Annotated in this window: 14 protein-coding genes; 8 read left to right on the plus strand and 6 right to left on the minus strand. The window is 74.2% G+C overall.

What is annotated here, in order from left to right:
* Positions 1-36: 36 nt before the first annotated feature.
* From ACWDR0_RS12745 to ACWDR0_RS12760, 4 genes are read right to left on the minus strand one after another with little or no spacing between them, the layout of a single operon-like run.
* Positions 37-873, minus strand: a complete 837-nt coding sequence (locus ACWDR0_RS12745) for an ABC transporter ATP-binding protein (protein WP_456351670.1) — start codon at positions 871-873, stop codon at positions 37-39.
* Positions 870-2,075 carry a zf-HC2 domain-containing protein gene (locus ACWDR0_RS12750; RefSeq protein ID WP_456351671.1) on the minus strand — a complete coding sequence of 402 codons (1,206 nt, stop codon included), beginning with the start codon at positions 2,073-2,075 and terminating at the stop codon, positions 870-872. Before ACWDR0_RS12750 ends, ACWDR0_RS12745 begins: the two co-directional genes overlap by 4 nt.
* On the minus strand, positions 2,072-2,680 hold the full coding sequence (locus tag ACWDR0_RS12755) for an RNA polymerase sigma factor (RefSeq protein ID WP_456351672.1): 609 nt from the start codon (positions 2,678-2,680) through the stop codon (positions 2,072-2,074). Before ACWDR0_RS12755 ends, ACWDR0_RS12750 begins: the two co-directional genes overlap by 4 nt.
* A gap of 58 nt (positions 2,681-2,738) precedes the next feature.
* The gene (locus tag ACWDR0_RS12760; protein WP_456351673.1) at positions 2,739-3,242 is read right to left on the minus strand and encodes a YfbM family protein; all 504 of its coding nucleotides are present in this window, start codon (positions 3,240-3,242) and stop codon (positions 2,739-2,741) included.
* Between the two features lie 274 nt (positions 3,243-3,516).
* Here ACWDR0_RS12760 and ACWDR0_RS12765 point away from each other — a divergent pair, with 274 nt between their 5' ends.
* The 3 genes from ACWDR0_RS12765 (at position 3,517) to ACWDR0_RS12775 (ending at position 7,684) form a co-directional block, all read left to right on the plus strand.
* Positions 3,517-4,053, plus strand: coding sequence for a GNAT family N-acetyltransferase (locus ACWDR0_RS12765; protein ID WP_456351674.1), 537 nt, complete (start codon positions 3,517-3,519; stop codon positions 4,051-4,053).
* A gap of 129 nt (positions 4,054-4,182) precedes the next feature.
* The gene (gene lon / locus ACWDR0_RS12770; RefSeq protein WP_456351675.1) at positions 4,183-6,597 is read left to right on the plus strand and encodes an endopeptidase La; all 2,415 of its coding nucleotides are present in this window, start codon (positions 4,183-4,185) and stop codon (positions 6,595-6,597) included.
* 223 nt (positions 6,598-6,820) lie between these two features.
* Entirely contained in the window at positions 6,821-7,684 is an 864-nt protein-coding gene (locus ACWDR0_RS12775; RefSeq protein WP_456351676.1) for a pentapeptide repeat-containing protein, read from the plus strand.
* 116 nt (positions 7,685-7,800) lie between these two features.
* Here the strand turns inward: ACWDR0_RS12775 and ACWDR0_RS12780 are convergent, their stop codons facing one another.
* Complete coding sequence (locus ACWDR0_RS12780; protein WP_456351677.1) at positions 7,801-8,667, minus strand: lysozyme; 867 nt, start codon at positions 8,665-8,667, stop codon at positions 7,801-7,803.
* A gap of 234 nt (positions 8,668-8,901) precedes the next feature.
* Here ACWDR0_RS12780 and ACWDR0_RS12785 point away from each other — a divergent pair, with 234 nt between their 5' ends.
* A complete protein-coding gene (locus ACWDR0_RS12785; RefSeq protein ID WP_456351678.1) occupies positions 8,902-9,384 on the plus strand; it encodes a MarR family winged helix-turn-helix transcriptional regulator in 483 nt (160 codons plus the stop codon).
* 80 nt (positions 9,385-9,464) lie between these two features.
* Here the strand turns inward: ACWDR0_RS12785 and ACWDR0_RS12790 are convergent, their stop codons facing one another.
* Entirely contained in the window at positions 9,465-10,256 is a 792-nt protein-coding gene (locus ACWDR0_RS12790; protein ID WP_456351679.1) for a hypothetical protein, read from the minus strand.
* Positions 10,257-10,634: 378 nt separating this feature from the next.
* Between ACWDR0_RS12790 and ACWDR0_RS12795 the strand changes: the two genes are divergently transcribed.
* The 4 genes from ACWDR0_RS12795 to ACWDR0_RS12810 are packed head-to-tail and all read left to right on the plus strand — an operon-like array spanning position 10,635 to position 15,670.
* A complete protein-coding gene (locus tag ACWDR0_RS12795) occupies positions 10,635-14,072 on the plus strand; it encodes a nitrate- and nitrite sensing domain-containing protein (protein WP_456351680.1) in 3,438 nt (1,145 codons plus the stop codon).
* A complete protein-coding gene (locus ACWDR0_RS12800; RefSeq protein ID WP_456351681.1) occupies positions 14,069-14,551 on the plus strand; it encodes a roadblock/LC7 domain-containing protein in 483 nt (160 codons plus the stop codon). Before ACWDR0_RS12795 ends, ACWDR0_RS12800 begins: the two co-directional genes overlap by 4 nt.
* Positions 14,548-14,976, plus strand: a complete 429-nt coding sequence (locus tag ACWDR0_RS12805; RefSeq protein ID WP_456351682.1) for a DUF742 domain-containing protein — start codon at positions 14,548-14,550, stop codon at positions 14,974-14,976. The genes ACWDR0_RS12800 and ACWDR0_RS12805 overlap by 4 nt, the downstream gene beginning before the upstream one ends.
* Positions 14,957-15,670: a GTP-binding protein gene (locus tag ACWDR0_RS12810; RefSeq protein ID WP_456351683.1), complete on the plus strand. Its 714-nt coding sequence runs from the start codon at positions 14,957-14,959 to the stop codon at positions 15,668-15,670. Before ACWDR0_RS12805 ends, ACWDR0_RS12810 begins: the two co-directional genes overlap by 20 nt.
* Positions 15,671-15,740: the final 70 nt, after the last annotated feature.

A 15,740-nucleotide genomic window follows, 5' to 3' on the forward strand; every position in this document is an offset into this window, starting at 1 on the left:
GTCCGGGAGTCCGGCACCGGGCGGGGCGGGTGCTGCTCACGGGGCCGGGTGGCCCGCAGCCCGGGCGGCACGGTGGGCGCGCAGGGCCGCCGTATAGCCGCGTTCGATCGCGCTGCCCTCCTCGCCCGCCCCGGTCGCCCCGCCCGCTTCACCGACGCTGCCGCCGTCCCGTGCGAGCGCCGACAGTTCGGGTGTCGTGCCCCGCCAGGCGACCCGGCCCGACTCGACGACGGTCACCCGGGAGCAGGCGGCGGCCACGTCCTCCACCAGATGGGTGGAGACGATCACCGTCGCCGACCGCCCCAGCTCGCGCAGCAGCGCCCGGAACTCGACCCGCTGCTCCGGGTCCAGCCCGGCGGTCGGCTCGTCCAGCAGCAGCAGTCCGGGCTCGTTCACGATCGCCTGGGCGATTCCGGCCCGGCGGACCATGCCGCCGGACAGGGTGCGCAGCTTCGCGTCGGCGCGGTCGCCGAGACCGACGCGCTCCACCGCGTACCGGACCGCGTCCGGCACCCGGTCCGCGGGCATCTCCTTGAGCCAGGCCACGTACGCCACGAACTCGCGGACCGTGAAACCGGGGTAGTGGCCGAACTCCTGCGGGAGATAGCCGAGTCTGCGCCGTACCTCGGTACGGCCGCGGTGGGCCGACACATCACGGCCCAGCAGGGCGACCCGGCCCGCCGAAGGCGCGGCGACCGTCGCGAGGACGCGGATCAGGGAGGTCTTCCCGGCTCCGTTGGGACCCAGCAGACCGTGGACCCCGGTGCCGAAATCGAGGTCCACCGCGTCCAGGGCGACGGTGCGCCGGTGGCGGACCGTCAGTCCCGAGACGTCGACGGCGGGTTCCTGGGGTTCCCGGGGGACGGTGCTCACGCTTTCTCCGGATGGTCGAAGGACGAACGGCGCAGGACGAGCAGTCCGGCGCAGAGTGCGGCGGCGGCCGCCCAGTAGGCCTGGGCCCCGGCCCCGGAGAGCAGCGGGGCCAGATGGCTGCTGATCCGGCCGGTGCCGGGCCCGGCGGCGACGGCCGGCAGCAGGGCGAAGGCGAGCCAGCCGCCCGCCAGTACGGCGGCCGCGGTCCGCAGACCGGTCCAGGTGCCCAGCGCCAGGGATCCGGCGGTGAGCGCCAGCGCGGGCAGCAGCCAGGCCGCCGCGCCGGGCGCGCCGGAGGCGGCGGGCAGCAGTGCGCCGGTCGCCGTCAGCAGTGTCACGCTCAGCGCGAGGACCACAGCCGAGCGGGTCAGCAGCAGCCGCAGACCGCCGGACGGCGTGGCCGCGGCGATCTCGTGCAGGGGGTCGGCGTGCCGTCCGTACGAGAGCGCGACCCCGGCGGGCGGCAGGGCCGGCGCGAGGGCGAGCAGCAGTGGACGGGTGTCGGCGGAACCGGTGCCGTACGAGAGGGCGAACGCGCCCGCGACCACGGCCGCCAGCGCCCCGAGCCAGCCCCGGCCGAGGGCGGGCCCGGCTGCCCGGAACCACCCGGTCCGGAGCGGCCCGGCGGGCTCCGGGTACCTATCCCCACGCTCCCGCCGCCGCCCGTGCCCGGGTCTCGGGCGCCGGTCGCCGCCCCGGCCGGGGGCGCTGAGACGGCCGAGGCTGAGTGCCTTGTCCCGGCGCGACGCGGATACCGGTACGGCCGCGAGCACGGCGGCGCGGACATCGGCGACGACGGCACCGGCGGCCGTCTCCCGGACCGCGGCCGAGACATCGGCGGCGCACCGGGCGCACCCTTCGAGGTGCTTCTCCAGGGACCAGGCGTCGGGTTCGCGGACGGTCCCGGCGGCGTACGCGGCGGCGAGCGCCCCGCCCACATGCCAGGCCCCGGGGCCCGTCGGCCCGCCCGCCGCCCGCCCGCCCCCGGCCTCGCCCGGGCAATCCCCGCCCCTGGCCTCGCCCGGGCCATTCCCGCTCCGGGCCTCGCCCCGGCACTCCGCGCCCCGGGCCTTGCCCGCGTCCGCTCCGCTCCCGCCCGTGAGCCCGGGTTCCCGGCCCCCGCCGCCCCGGCCCGTGTCCGCCCCGGCACTCGTGCCCGGGCACTCCGCGCCCCGGGCCGGCCCGGTGGTTCCGTCGGTCATGCCGTACCTCCCAGGGGGTGCGTTTCCCGCGCGATGTGTTCCAGGGCGGCGCGGAGTTCGGCCCGGGCCCGCCGGGCCCGCGTTTTGACCGTGCCTTCCGGGATGCCGAGGAGCCCGGCCGCCTCACGGGTGGTCAGCCCGTCGACGACGGTGGCCCGCAGCACCTCGCGCAGCTCGGGCGAGATCCGGTCCAGCGCGGCGCCCACATCCCCGTACTCCAGCCCGGACAGCACCCGTTCCTCGGCCGAGGGGGCCGCGGCGGGCCCGGCCACGGCGACGGCGGCCGGCCGTTCCTCGCGGAGCCGGGCCCGGCCCGCGTCCGCCAGCCGCCGGGCCGCGATCACCCACAGCCAGCCGCCCGCCTCGCCGCCCCGGTGGGAGGCGGCGGAGCGCCAGACCGTGACAAAGGTGTCCTGGAGGACCTCGCGTACGGTCTCCGGATCCCGGCAGCGGCGGGTCAGCCGGGCGTGCAGCCAGCCGGCGTGCCGGTCGTAGAGAGCGGCGAGCGCATCGGCGTCGCCACGGCCGACCGCGCGCAGCAGTGCGGCGTCGTCGGGGCCCGGCCCGTGCTCCGCCTCGCAGCCCCTGGGGCGTATCAGTCTCACACCCGGCCTATCGCACGCCGGGCACGGTTCGGTTCTCGGCGGCCGCGGGAGCGGTGCGTCAGCCGACCCACATCAACAGGGCGTGACCGCGGAGCGCCGTGCTCCGGAAGTATCCGGCGAGGGGCCGGTAGCAGGCCGTGACCAGGCCCAGGGAGTGTTCGTCCGTCCAGTGGGAGACCGGGTAGACCTGTGCGCCGGCGAGGTCGGCCGCGGTCACCCCCTCGACCAGCTCGCCGGGGCTCAGCGTGGCCAGCGCGTCGGACGCGGCGCGGACCCGCTCGGGCGGGAGGAAACACGGCGGCCCGTAACCCCACTCCGCGGCGCCCGGTATCTCCTCCTCCCCGTGGACGATGTCGACGGGGAAGCCGCGGCGGCGCAGCAGGAAGTCGAGGCCGTGCCACGCCCGGTAGGTGTGGTGGGTGCGGTCGGCCGACCGGAGGTTCCCGCTGCCGGCCTCGGCCACCAGCAGGTCGTAGGAGAACTCCCCGGCCCATACGGGCTCCCGGAGCGCCCGGGCCAGCTCGTCGGGGGTCAGCCGGAGGTAGGTGCCGTTCATGCTCATGGCCGGAGGGTAGGGCGGTCCACCGACAGCCGGTCCGCGGACAGCCGGCCCACCGACGGCCGGTCCACCGACAGCCGGACCGCCGTGGCAGGCCCGTCTGTTGCCCGGCATACGGCGCCGGGCGGCCGGGCACACGCTGCCGGGCTTGCCGGGCGGCCGGGTTCACGGGGTGCGGTGCCGTCGCCCGGCCTTGACCCGGCCCGGCCCGGCCTTGACCCGGTCCGGCCCGGGCCGGGTCTTGAGCGCGGCCCGGCCCGCTGGTGGGATGGCCGGTATGACCGACCTCGGACCCGTCGCCTGGCCGCCCGCCCCGATCCGCACCGAGCGGCTTCTGCTCCGGGAGCCCGAGGCCCGGGACCGCGCGGCGGTCGTCGAGCTGCTGGCCTCCCCGGAGGTGGGGCTCTACCTGGGCGGCCCCCGGCCGCGCGAGGAGATCGAGCGCACCGTGCCCGGGGTGCCCGAGCGGCGCTCCGGGCTCTTCACCGTCGATCTCGGCGGGGCGATGATCGGCCGGGTCGCCCTCACCCGGGACACCGGGCATCTTCCGCAGGCCGCCGGACGGGCCGAGCTGGGCTATCTGTTCCTGCCGCTGGCCTGGGGGCACGGCTATGCCGCCGAGGCCTGTGCGGCGGTGCTCGACTGGTTCGCGGCGGCGGTTCCGGGCGAACCGGTGGTGCTGGCCACGCAGAGCGCGAATCTCCGCTCGATGCGGCTTGCGGCGAAGCTGGGGTTCGCCGAGGCGGAGCGGTTCGAGGCGTACGGCGCCGAGCAGTGGTTCGGCGTCCGGCCTCCGGCCGGGCCACCGGCCTGACCTGCGCGGGACCCGGGCGGCAGGCTCCGTAGCGGGGCGTTCGCTCAGAGTGAACAAGGCTTGGGGAACAATGCTGGACTCCGAAGCATTGAGCCCACATAGCTCAAGTTCACTGCCAAAGGGGAGATCATGGCTGCTGAGTCCGGCGCGTTCACATCGTTCACCCTGCCCCTGCTGCCGCTCGACGACGAGGTCGTGCTGCCCGGCATGGTGGTGCCGCTCGACCTCACCGACAACGAAGCACGGGCCGCGGTGGAGGCCGCCCAGGCCGCCGCCCGCTCATCAGGGGGCAGCAAGCCCGAAGTGCTGCTTGTTCCCCGGGTCGACGGGCACTATGCGGCGACCGGTGTGCTCGGGACCGTCGAGCAGGTCGGACGGCTCTCCGACGGTGACCCCGGCGCGCTCGTCAAGGGGCAGCGCCGGGTCCGGATCGGCGCCGGTACGACCGGGCCCGGGGCCGCCCTCTGGGTGGAGGGTGCCTCGGTCGACGAGTCGCTGCCCGATCCGCTGCCGGGGCAGGTGCTGGAGCTGGCCAAGGAGTACAAGGCCCTGGTCACCGACTGGCTCAAGAAGCGCGGCGCCTGGCAGGTCGTCGACCGGGTCCAGCAGATCGACGACATCGCGCAGCTCGCCGACAACGCCGGGTACTCGCCGTTCCTGAGCGTTGCCCAGAAGATCGAACTGCTCGACACCGGCGACCCGGTCGCCCGGCTGCGGCTCGCCGCCGAGCAGTTGCGCGAGCACCTCGCCGAGCAGGACGTCGCCGAGTCCATCGCCAAGGACGTCCAGGAGGGCGTCGACAAGCAGCAGCGCGAGTTCCTGCTCCGCCGCCAGCTCGACGCGGTCCGCAAGGAGCTGCGCGAGCTGAACGGCGAACAGGAGGGCGAGGAGTCCGACGACTACCGGGCCCGCGTCGAGGCCGCCGAGCTGCCGGAGAAGGTGCGCGAGGCCGCCCTCAAGGAGGTCGACAAGCTGGAGCGGGCCAGCGACCAGAGCCCCGAGGGCTCCTGGATCCGCACCTGGCTGGACACCGTCCTGGAGCTGCCGTGGAACGAGCGGACCGAGGACGCGTACGACATCCGGGGCGCCAAGTCCGTGCTGGACGCCGAGCACGCCGGTCTGGAGGACGTGAAGGAGCGGATCACCGAGTATCTGGCGGTACGGAAGCGGCGTGCCGACCGCGGTCTCGGGGTGGTCGGCGGACGGCGCGGCGGCGCGGTGCTGGCGCTGGTCGGCCCGCCCGGTGTCGGCAAGACGTCCATCGCCGAATCCGTCGCCCACGCGATGGGCCGGAAGTTCGTGCGCGTCGCCCTCGGCGGCGTACGGGACGAGGCCGAGATCCGCGGTCACCGGCGGACCTACGTCGGGGCGCTGCCCGGCCGGATCGTCCGGGCGGTCAAGGAGGCCGGTTCCATGAACCCGGTCGTCCTTCTCGACGAGATCGACAAGGTCGGCTCCGACTTCCGCGGCGACCCGGCGGCGGCCCTGCTCGAAGTGCTCGACCCGGCGCAGAACCATACTTTTCGCGACCACTATCTGGAGGTCGAACTCGACCTGAGCGACGTCGTCTTCCTGGCCACCGCCAATGTGCTGGAGGCGATTCCGGAGGCGCTGCTGGACCGGATGGAGCTGGTCCGGCTCGACGGCTACACCGAGGACGAGAAGATCGTCATCGCCCGGGACCACCTGCTGCCGCGCCAGTTGGAGCGGGCGGGCCTGGAGCCCGGCGAGGTCGTCGTCGAGGAGGCGGCGCTGCGGAAGCTGGCGGGCGAGTACACCCGTGAGGCGGGCGTCCGGAATCTGGAGCGGTCGGTCGCCCGGCTGCTGCGGAAGGTCGCCGCCGAGCACGAACTGGGCGGCCGGGAGCTGCCGTACACCATCGGCCCCGGTGAACTCCGCGGGCTGATCGGCCGGCCGCACCATGTGCCCGAGTCCGCCCAGGACCCGGCCGAGCGCCGGACCGCCGTGCCCGGGGTGGCGACGGGGCTCGCGGTCACCGGCGCGGGCGGCGACGTCCTCTATGTGGAGGCATCGCTCGCCGATCCGGAGACCGGGGCGGCCGGGCTGACGCTCACCGGACAGCTGGGTGATGTGATGAAGGAGTCCGCGCAGATCGCGCTCTCCTGGCTGCGGTCGCACGGCGCCGAGACGGAACTGCCCGTCGCGGATCTGAAGGACCGCGGAATCCATATCCACTTCCCGGCGGGCGCGGTGCCGAAGGACGGGCCGAGCGCGGGCATCACGATGACGACGGCCCTGGCGTCGCTGCTGTCGGGGCGGCCGGTGCGGACCGATGTCGCGATGACCGGCGAGGTGTCCCTGACGGGACGGGTGCTGCCGATCGGCGGCGTCAAGCAGAAGCTGCTGGCGGCGCACCGGGCGGGGGTCACCACGGTGATCGTCCCCAAGCGGAACGAGCCGGATCTGGACGATGTGCCGGCGGAGATCCTGGACGGGCTGGAAGTCCACGCGGTCACCGACGTCCGCGAAGTGCTGGCGCTGGCCCTGACCCCGGCGTCGGTGTCCGTCCAGGCGGCGGCGTGACCCCGGCGTCGCTGCCCGTCCGGGCGGCGGCGTGACCCCTCCGGGGCGGGACGGCCGATAACGGCCGTACCGCCCCGGAGCCCCGCGTCGCGCGGGCCGTGCACCGGCGGTCCGGCGGGGTTCCTCCCCTCCTGCGTCCGGCGGCAGCGGGATTCCGGCGCCCCCGGAACCCGTCCGGGCGCGGGCCGTCGGGGACCCCGGAGCCGTCGGGGACAATGAGGGGATGCGTACGCGAACGTCCCAGGAGAACCCGCCCGGTCCGCCCGGCTCCCCCGCGGGGGACCCCGCACCCGGCACGCTCCGGGCCGACTGCGCGAGCTGCTTCGGGCTCTGCTGTGTCGCCCTGCCGTTCACCGCCTCCGCGGACTTCGCGCGGGACAAGGCCGCGGGGGAGCCCTGCGGGAATCTCGACTCCGCCTTCCGCTGCGGGATCCACGCCCGGCTGCGGACCGGCGGCTACCGGGGATGCACGGTCTACGACTGCTTCGGCGCCGGGCAGCAGGTGTCGCAGGAGACCTTCGGCGGCCGTGACTGGCGGCACCATCCGGAGACCGCCCGGTCCATGTTCGGAGTGTTCCCCGTCGTACGGCATCTGCGCGAGCTGCTCCACTACCTCACCGACGCGCTCGCCCAGGAGGCGGCCCGGCCGCTCCACAAGAAGCTCCGGGCCCGGCTCGCGGAGGTCGAGGGCCTGACCCGGCTGGACCCGGACCGGCTCGCCGCGCTGGACGTGGCCGCCCACCGGGAGCAGGTGAACGCGCTGCTGCTGCGGGCCAGTGAGCTGGTGCGGGCGCCCGTGCGGGGCCGGAAGAAGGACCGGCGCGGCGCGGATCTGATGGGCGCCCGGCTGCGCGGCGCGGGTCTGCGCGGGGTGAGCCTGCGGGGCGCGTATCTCATCGCCGCCGATCTGCGGGGTGCCGATCTGAGGCAGACCGATCTCATCGGCGCCGATCTGCGGGACGCCGATCTGTCCGGCGCGGATCTGCGCGGCAGTCTCTTCCTCACCCAGATGCAGGTGAACGCGGCGCGGGGCGATACCGCGACCGGGCTCCCCCCGGCTCTCGACCGTCCCGCGCACTGGTCCTGACCCGGCGGACGGGCCGGACGCGCGGTGGCGGACGGGCTCCCGGGCCCGGACGCGGCGGGGGTACGGCGTCCCCGCCGGGGACGTATCCGGCGGCGGCGCTCTCCGCGGGGGACTCCCTAGCCGTTGGCCAGTGCCACGACCCGGTCGTACGCCCCGTTGAACTTGTTGTGGTCACCGACGATCGGACCCGACGACGTGTACTGCCACATCGTCTGGAAGTCCCAGCCGGCCGGCAGCTCCCCCGGCGCGGTGTTGTACCGGGCGATCCAGAGCGGTGTGCTCGCGCCGAAGCCGCTGTAGTTGCCCGTGCACTGCTTCCACCAGCTCGTCGCCGTGTAGATCACCGGGTCCCGGCCGGTCCGCGCCTTGTAGCGGGCGAGGAAGTCCCGGATCCACGCGACCATCTGGGACGTCGTCTTCCCGTAGCAGGCGGAGCCGTACGGGTTCCACTCGATGTCGAGGGCGCCCGGCAGGGTTCTGCCGTCGCGCGACCAGCCCCCGCCGTTGTTGACGAAGTAGTCCGCCTGGGCCGCTCCCGACGCGGTGTCGGGGGTGGCGAAGTGATAGGCGCCCCGGACCATGCCGGTGTTGTAGGAGCCGTTGTACTGCTGGGGGAAGTACGGGTTCTTGTAGTACGTGCCCTCCGTCGCCTTCACATAGGCCCAGCGCACACCGCTGCTCCAGAGCGCGGGCCAGTCGACGTTGCCCTGGTGGCTGGAGACGTCCACGCCCTCGGTCTGGGCGGCGCGGGTCGGCACCGGCAGGCCGCCCTGCCCGTCGTGCGGGACGACGCCCATGCCCAGGTACGCGGAGCCGCGCGGTGGCGGTTCGGCGCTCCCGGCCGGACCGGGGGCCGCGGACGCGGGGAGGGCGGTGGCGGGGAACAGGACGGCGAGGAGCGCGCCGGCCGCGGTGGTGCGGGGACGGCGGGTTCTCTTCGGTTCGGGGTGGGGAACGGACGTTCCGGATCTCTGCACGGACATAAGCGTGCCTCCGACGGACTCGTGGGGGAGCCTGGCGCTGGGACGGCATGGCACCGCAATGGAGCAACATGGTGTGGACATGCCACGAATAACGCTACGCACGTGGACGAGTGCCACGGAAGGGGCGGAAGGTGGTGCCGTTGGTCTACGCCTGCGAAATACTGACCGAACTGCGGAGACGGTTGTCCTCGGCAGAAACTTTCAGGATTCGGAAAGCGCAGGAGGGGTGCTGACGTGCACGGAAGCAGTACGGGGAGTGAAGCAGCCCCCAACGGTACGAGTGGTGTGGACCAGGTTTTCCTCTCCCTGGAAAGGGAGTTGGCGGTCTTCCTGCGCCGTGCGCGGGCCCAGTCGGGGGAGATGGCCCGCGAGGTCCACCCCGGACTGGAGTCCTCGGCCTACGGATTGCTGGTGCGGCTGGAGGACGCGGGGGCGCAGCGGGCGACCGATCTCGCCGCGTACTTCGGCGTCGGGAAGGCAACGATGAGCCGTCAGCTCCGGGCGCTGGAAGGCGTCGGGCTGGTGGTTCGCGAGCCGGATCCGGCGGACGGCCGGGCATCACTCGTCCGGCTCACCGAAGAAGGGCTGGAGCGGTTCCGCCGAGTGAGGGATGCCCGCCGGGAGCGGTACGTCCGGAAGCTGGCGGGCTGGGACCGCGGTGAGATCGCCGAGCTGGGCCGGCTGCTGCGCCAGCTCAACGACCGGGCCGGGGACTGACCGACCCGGCGGGTCCGTGCCGTACGCCGTGCCCTGCGCGCCGTACCCCGCGCCCCGCGCCCGCGCGCCGCGCCCCGGGCTCACGGCTCCACGAAGACCACCGTCGCGTCGTCGTGCACCTTCCAGCGCGCCGGCGGCTCCACCTCGTCCCGCGTCGCCGTCTCGATCGCCCGGACCCGGTCGATCAGACCCTGCGGGCCCGCCGAGCGCAGCAGGGCGACACAGGCGGCCCAGTCGCCCTCTTTGAAGAGGTCCGTCCAGCGCGAGGCGCCGTCGGTGAGCGCGGTCAGCGAGCGGACCTCCGCGCGCGGGACGCGGCCCGTCACCGCACGGGAGGCGACCCCGGGATCCGCCGCGGCGGTGAAGAAGCCGCCCTCCGCATTGCGCAGGGCGTCCGCCGACGCATGGGTGCGGAGTGCCTCGCGCGGCAGTCTGTCGAGACGGTCGTCGAGCACCGCCCGGACTTCTCCGGAGAGGAATTCCAGCAGCAGGGTGGAGTCCGAAAGCACCAGATACTCCACAACTCCCTCGGGGCCGCCCCACCGGGCCAGGACCACGGTCGCCTGAGGCGTTCTCACGTGAGAAAGGTCACAGGTTTGACGGTGGGCGTCGGCGGTGCGGCGAATTGCCGTGGAGAGAATTCCGGTCAGCGGGAGATCGTGTCTCGACGAGGCGAGTTCGAGCAGCGCACCGCCCAGTCGCGCGGTGAACCAGGGAACACCGTGCACACAGCCGTCGTCACCCCGCGGCGGGGTCACCCCGTCGAGTGCCACCAGCGATCCCCCCTGGCCCGACGCGGGCAGGGCCACCGAAGTCCAGTCTTCATTGGGCCGTTCGGGAAGGCCGGGCGAGGTGGCGAGTTCGATACGCATGATCCCCAGTCTGCATCAGGCTTTCACGTACCCCCCACACCTGCGGATTTCGTACGTACGGGCTGGTCAGACCGGTCGGCGGGGAATGCCGGGGGATATCGCGTGATCGCGGGCGGGCATCTTGCCAAAGCCGGACCGGAAGATCCAGTCAGCGCACCGCCGAAGGGGGTTACGGTCGCTCCGGGGAGTTGTTCGCCAACTCACTGGTGATGTTCACTCGTTCAGGTGGCGGAGCGGCCGAACTGCGTCTCCCTCCCAAAGGCACTGGAATCGTCTGAAGCCGTGCCCGTGCCGGGGTGGGATCTCCTTGTGTGACCGGTCGTCACCTCTGCTACATGGGTCAACGGCTGGACGAGTCGAGCAGGATTGCGAGCACCGGTGCAGAACAAGCGGCCTTCCGGGGCCCCGACGGCCGCCCCACAGGCCCCCGGAACGTTCTCGGCGCAGGACAACCACCTTTCCACGCCCCTGCCCCCGCCCGAAGTTCCCGTCGCGCGCGGCCGCAGCAAGAAGCTGCGCAGCAGACTGGTCATCGGGGTGGCCGTCGTCGCCCTGATCGTCACCGGCGCCGGGGCTCCCGGGCTGCTGGACAGCTCGTCGGAGCTGCACGATGCCCAGCGGCTGGTGACCCTCGCCGAACTCAACCGGCAGGCCGTCACCCTCGCCCACTCCCTCGCCGACGAGCGGGACGAGGTCACCGCGTACATCGCGGCCGGCCGGGAGGGCGACCGGCAGAAGGCCGCGGCCGCGCCCGCCGCCCGGGTCGACCGGCAGATAGAGGAGATCCGCGGCTCCATCCCGGACGAACGGGCCGCCCTCCGCCGCGAACTGGCGACCGTGCCGACCGTCCGCCGCAGCGCACTCGGCGGCAAGGGCACCGCGCTGGAGGCCCACCGGGCGTACACCACCGTCATCGACGGTCTGCACGCGCTCGCCGGCGAGCTGGCCGAGAAGACCCCGCCGCGCGCCGCCGACGGCGCCCGCGCCCATGCCGATCTCGGCCTCGCCGTCGAGCAGGCGTCCGCCACCCGGGGACTGCTGCTCGCCGCCCTCGCGGTGCCGGGCGGCGACTCCGGCTCCGCGGGCGACGGTTCGTCCGACGGCTCCGGCCGCAACGACGGCGGCAGCGACGGCCGGAACGACGGCCAGGGCGGGCAGAACGGCCAGGACGGCGGTACGGGGCAGGACGGCGGTACGGGTCAGGACGGCGCGTCGGACGGCTCCGGCGGCGAGGAGAGCGAGGAGCGGCAGGCCGCCACCCGCGCCCGCGACGCCCTCAGCGCCCTCGCCCAGCAGGCCCGGGTACGGGAGGAGGCGGCGCTCGCCGACTTCGACCAGGACGCGGCCAAGGCCGCCCGGGACTCCCTGCTCGCCACCGTCACCGGCGCCGAGGTCAAGGCCGCCGAGGCCTATCTCACCCGCCTCACCGACCAGCCCCGGCTCTCCGGCCGGGACCTGGACACCGACCCGCGGAAGCTGGCCGCCGCCCTCACCGCCCGCATCGAGCAGATGCGCGGCGTCGAGTCCGCGCTGGCCGCCCAGCGGATCACCGCCTTCGAGCAGTTGCGCGACGACGACGTCACCGAGCTGGAGCTGCGGATCGCCGTCCTGGGCGGACTGCTGCTGCTCGCCGTCGCCGTACTCGCCGCGCTGCTGCGCACCATCACCCGGCCGCTCTCCGTGCTCCGGCGCGGCGCGGCCCGGCTCGCGGCCGCGCCCGCCACCGAGGAGCCCGTCGGCTTCACCGGCCGCAACGACGAGTTCGCCCGGACCGTCCGCTCCCTCAACACCCTGCACGGTGCCGTACGCGACATGGCCGAGCGGGCCCGGAGCCTGGACGCCGCCCGGGACGCGGCCGCCGGGGAGCGGGACGCCCTCGCCGCCGAACTGGCCGCGGCCCGGGCCGAGGCCCGTGCCCGTACCGAGGAACTGACCGCCGATATCGAGCGGTTCCGCCACACCGTCGAGCACACCTTCGTCAATCTCTCCCTGCGCAACCTCGGCCTCGTCGACCGCCAGCTCTCGGTGATCGAGAAGCTGGAGGAGCGCGAGCAGGACCCGGAGCGGCTGTCGACGCTCTTCAAGCTGGACCACATGGCCACCGTGATGCGCCGTCACAGCGAGAACCTCCTGGTCCTCGCCGGGGCGGAGCACAGCCACAGCCATGCCAACGCCGTACCGCTGGTCGATGTGCTGCGCGCCGCGGTCAGCGAGATCGAGCGGTACGAGCGGGTGGTCATCCAGTCCCTCCCGCCCCAGACGCAGATCGCCGGATTCGCGGCCGACGACCTCAGCCATCTCGTCGCCGAACTGCTGGAGAACGCGACCGCGTTCTCCCCGCCGGAGGCCCGGGTCGAGCTGTCGGGCTGGCTCCTGGAGAACGGTGAGGTCATGCTCTCCGTCCAGGACACCGGGATAGGGATGACCGCGGGCCGGCTCGCCGAACTCAACGAGAAGCTGGAGAACCCGGCCTCGTTCGAGGAATCGGGACGGGACGGCGGACCCGCGGCGGACGGCGGCCCCGACGGCCCCGGCCAGGGCTTCGGCAGCAACGGCAGGAGCGGCAAGGGCGGGAAGAACGGCAAGGCCGGGAAGAACGGCAGGAACGGCAAGGCCGCCAGAAGCGGCCGGACCGCCGAACCCGAGGGCCTCGGACTGCGCGTCACCGCACTGCTCGCCGCCCGCCACGGCGTCCGGGTCCAGCTCCGCGACCAGAAGCAGGGCGGGATCACCGCGGTCGTGGTGCTGCCGGTCGCCCTGCTGCCGCAGGGCGCCTCCCCGGACCGCCGCGATCCGCTGGCCGACTCGGGCGCCATGCCCGCCGTACGGCTGCCGGGCTCGGTGGCCGAGGCCAACTCCAATGCCCTGCCCGCCGGTTCCCGCCAGGCCGTGGTCCGCGCCACCGGCTCCGCCGCTGAGCCGGGCGCGGAGACCGGCGCGGCGGCCGCCGCGGACCCGGTGCCGGGCCCGGCTCCGGACCCCGGCGCGGACGCCGGCCGGTACGAGGAGACGGCGACCGGCGCGGAGACCGGCACGGCAACCGGCCCGCATGCGGCGACCGGCCGGAACCCGGAGGCGGACACCGCCGCGCCCGCCGGTTCCGTACCCGCCCCCGCCGCACCGGCCGACGACGCGCCGCCCGCCCTGCCCGTACGGTCGGTCACCCGCCCCGCCGGTCCCGCCCACGGCGCGGCAGCGGACCGGGCCCCCGTCGCGCCCCCGTCCTTCGCCGACCCGTCGGCGTACACCGATCCGCTGGTCGAGGCCGCCGAGGCGGCCGTCCGTGCCGCGGAGCCCGAAGCACACGGCCGGACCGCCGACGGAGACCCCGTGGTGGCCGGAATCGACGAACCCACCTTCGAGATGCGGCTCCCCGACCTCGGAGCCGACCCGGCGGGCCCCACCGGACCCGCCGCACCGGCCGGAACCGCGCGGGCCGGGGAACCCGCGCACCCGGCCGTCCCCGCGCCGCCCGCGCGGAGCACCGGCCCGGTGGACCGGACGGACCCCGGGGGCCCCGCGGACCGCACCGGCCACCAGGACCCGCCGGGGGAGGAGGCCCCGACCGGGCCGGACTCGCCGGTCTGGGACCGGGTCACCGACAAGGGCCTGCCCAAGCGCACGCCCAAGGTCGTCCGGCCCGCCACGGATCCGGGGGAGCGCAGGAGTGGCGGCGTCGACCCCGCCGAACTGAGGCGTAGGCTCGGTGGGTTCCAGAAGGCCGCGGAGGACGGCCGCCGCGAGGCGCAGGCCGAGATCGCCCGTACCGCGGCACCAGAAGAAGCGGGGGACACAGTCGAGGAGGCACGCAGTTGACTGCGACCGGGACGTTCGGCCTGAGCAGTGAGGCCCGCAATCTGCACTGGCTGCTGAGCAATCTGGTGGAGGAGGTGCCCGGCCTGCGTTCGGTCGCCGTCGTATCGTCCGACGGCCTGCTGCTGCTCTCCTCCGACCCCGCTCAGAACGCCGCGGCCACCGGCCCCGCACCGTCCGACGGCCCCAGGGGATCCAGCGCCGACCTCGCCACCATCGTGTCCGGCATCGGCAGCCTGACCGTCGGCGCCGCCCGGCTGATGGACGGCGGCGGGGTCAAACAGACCGTGGTGGCGATGGCGGACGGCTGCGTCTTCATCATGTCCATCAGCGACGGCTCGCTCCTCGGGGTGCACGCCGAGGCGGACTGCGATATGACCGTCGTCGCCTACCACATGGGACTCTTCGTGGGCCGCGCCGGACATGTACTCACCCCCGAACTCCGCAGCGAGCTGCGGCAGTCCCTGGAGGGCGCCCAGTGACCGCCGCCGCCGCGGGACCGGCCGGGACCGGCCCGGCGAAGCTGCCCGTACGCGGCGACAACCGCCGCCCCGCCCGGGTCCGGCCGTACTCGCTCACCGGTGGACGCACCCGCTTCGGGCACGTCTTGCTCGTCGAGACCTTCGTCGCCGCGCTGGAGGCCCCGGCCGACCGGCGCGAGCTGCCGAAGGGCGATCTGTCGTCCCGGGTGATGCCGGAGCTCCAGGCCATCGTCGAGCTCTGCCGCCGGATGCGTACGGTCGCCGAGATCTCGGCGATCCTCAAGATGCCCCTGGGCGTCGTCAGGGTGCTGCTCAGCGACCTGGCCGACCAGGGCAAGATCCGTGTATACGGCACCGGGCAGGGCCCGGGCCGCCCCGAACGCGCACTGCTCGAAAGGGTGCTGAGTGGACTCCGCCGCCTCTGACACGCTCTCCGGTCCACTCCACGGCGGATCGGCGCCCGGCCGCACCGCTCCGCCGGACCGGGCCGCCGCCCCCGGCTTCTTCGGGCTGCCCACCGACGACGGGGAGCCCGAGGAGGGCCTCCAGTCCTGGCAGCTCGACCACACCCGGGCGCCGACCGTCGCCAAGGTCGTCGTCGCGGGCGGCTTCGGCGTGGGCAAGACCACCTTCGTCGGCGCGGTCTCGGAGATCACCCCGCTCCAGACCGAGGCGCTGATGACCGAGGCCAGCGAGGAGACCGACGACCTCTCCGCGACCCCGGGCAAGCTCACCACCACCGTCGCCATGGACTTCGGGCGGATCACGCTCTACGACGACCTGGTGATGTACGTCTTCGGCACCCCCGGCCAGCAGCGGTTCTGGTTCATGTGGGACGACCTGGTCCGCGGCGCGGTGGGGGCCGTCGTACTCGCCGACACCCGGCGGCTCTCCGACTGTTTCCCCGCCCTGGACTACTTCGAGGGCAGCGGCCTGCCGTACGTCGTGGCCGTCAACCACTTCGAGGGTTCGGAACTCTTCGAGACGGAAGACGTGCGCGAGGCCTTGACCATAGCCCCGCATGTACCCATCGTGATCATCGATGCACGGAAGCGGTACAGCGTCGTCGACGCGCTGTCGGCACTGGTCGCCCGCGCGCTGGACGAGACACCCGAGTGACTCCCGGCACCGGAGCCCGGTGCCGCCGGGGCAGCGGCCCCGGGCGCCCGGGCCGGTGCCCGCCCGCCGC

The sequence above is a fragment of the Streptomyces sp. NPDC003691 genome (assembly GCF_053981115.1).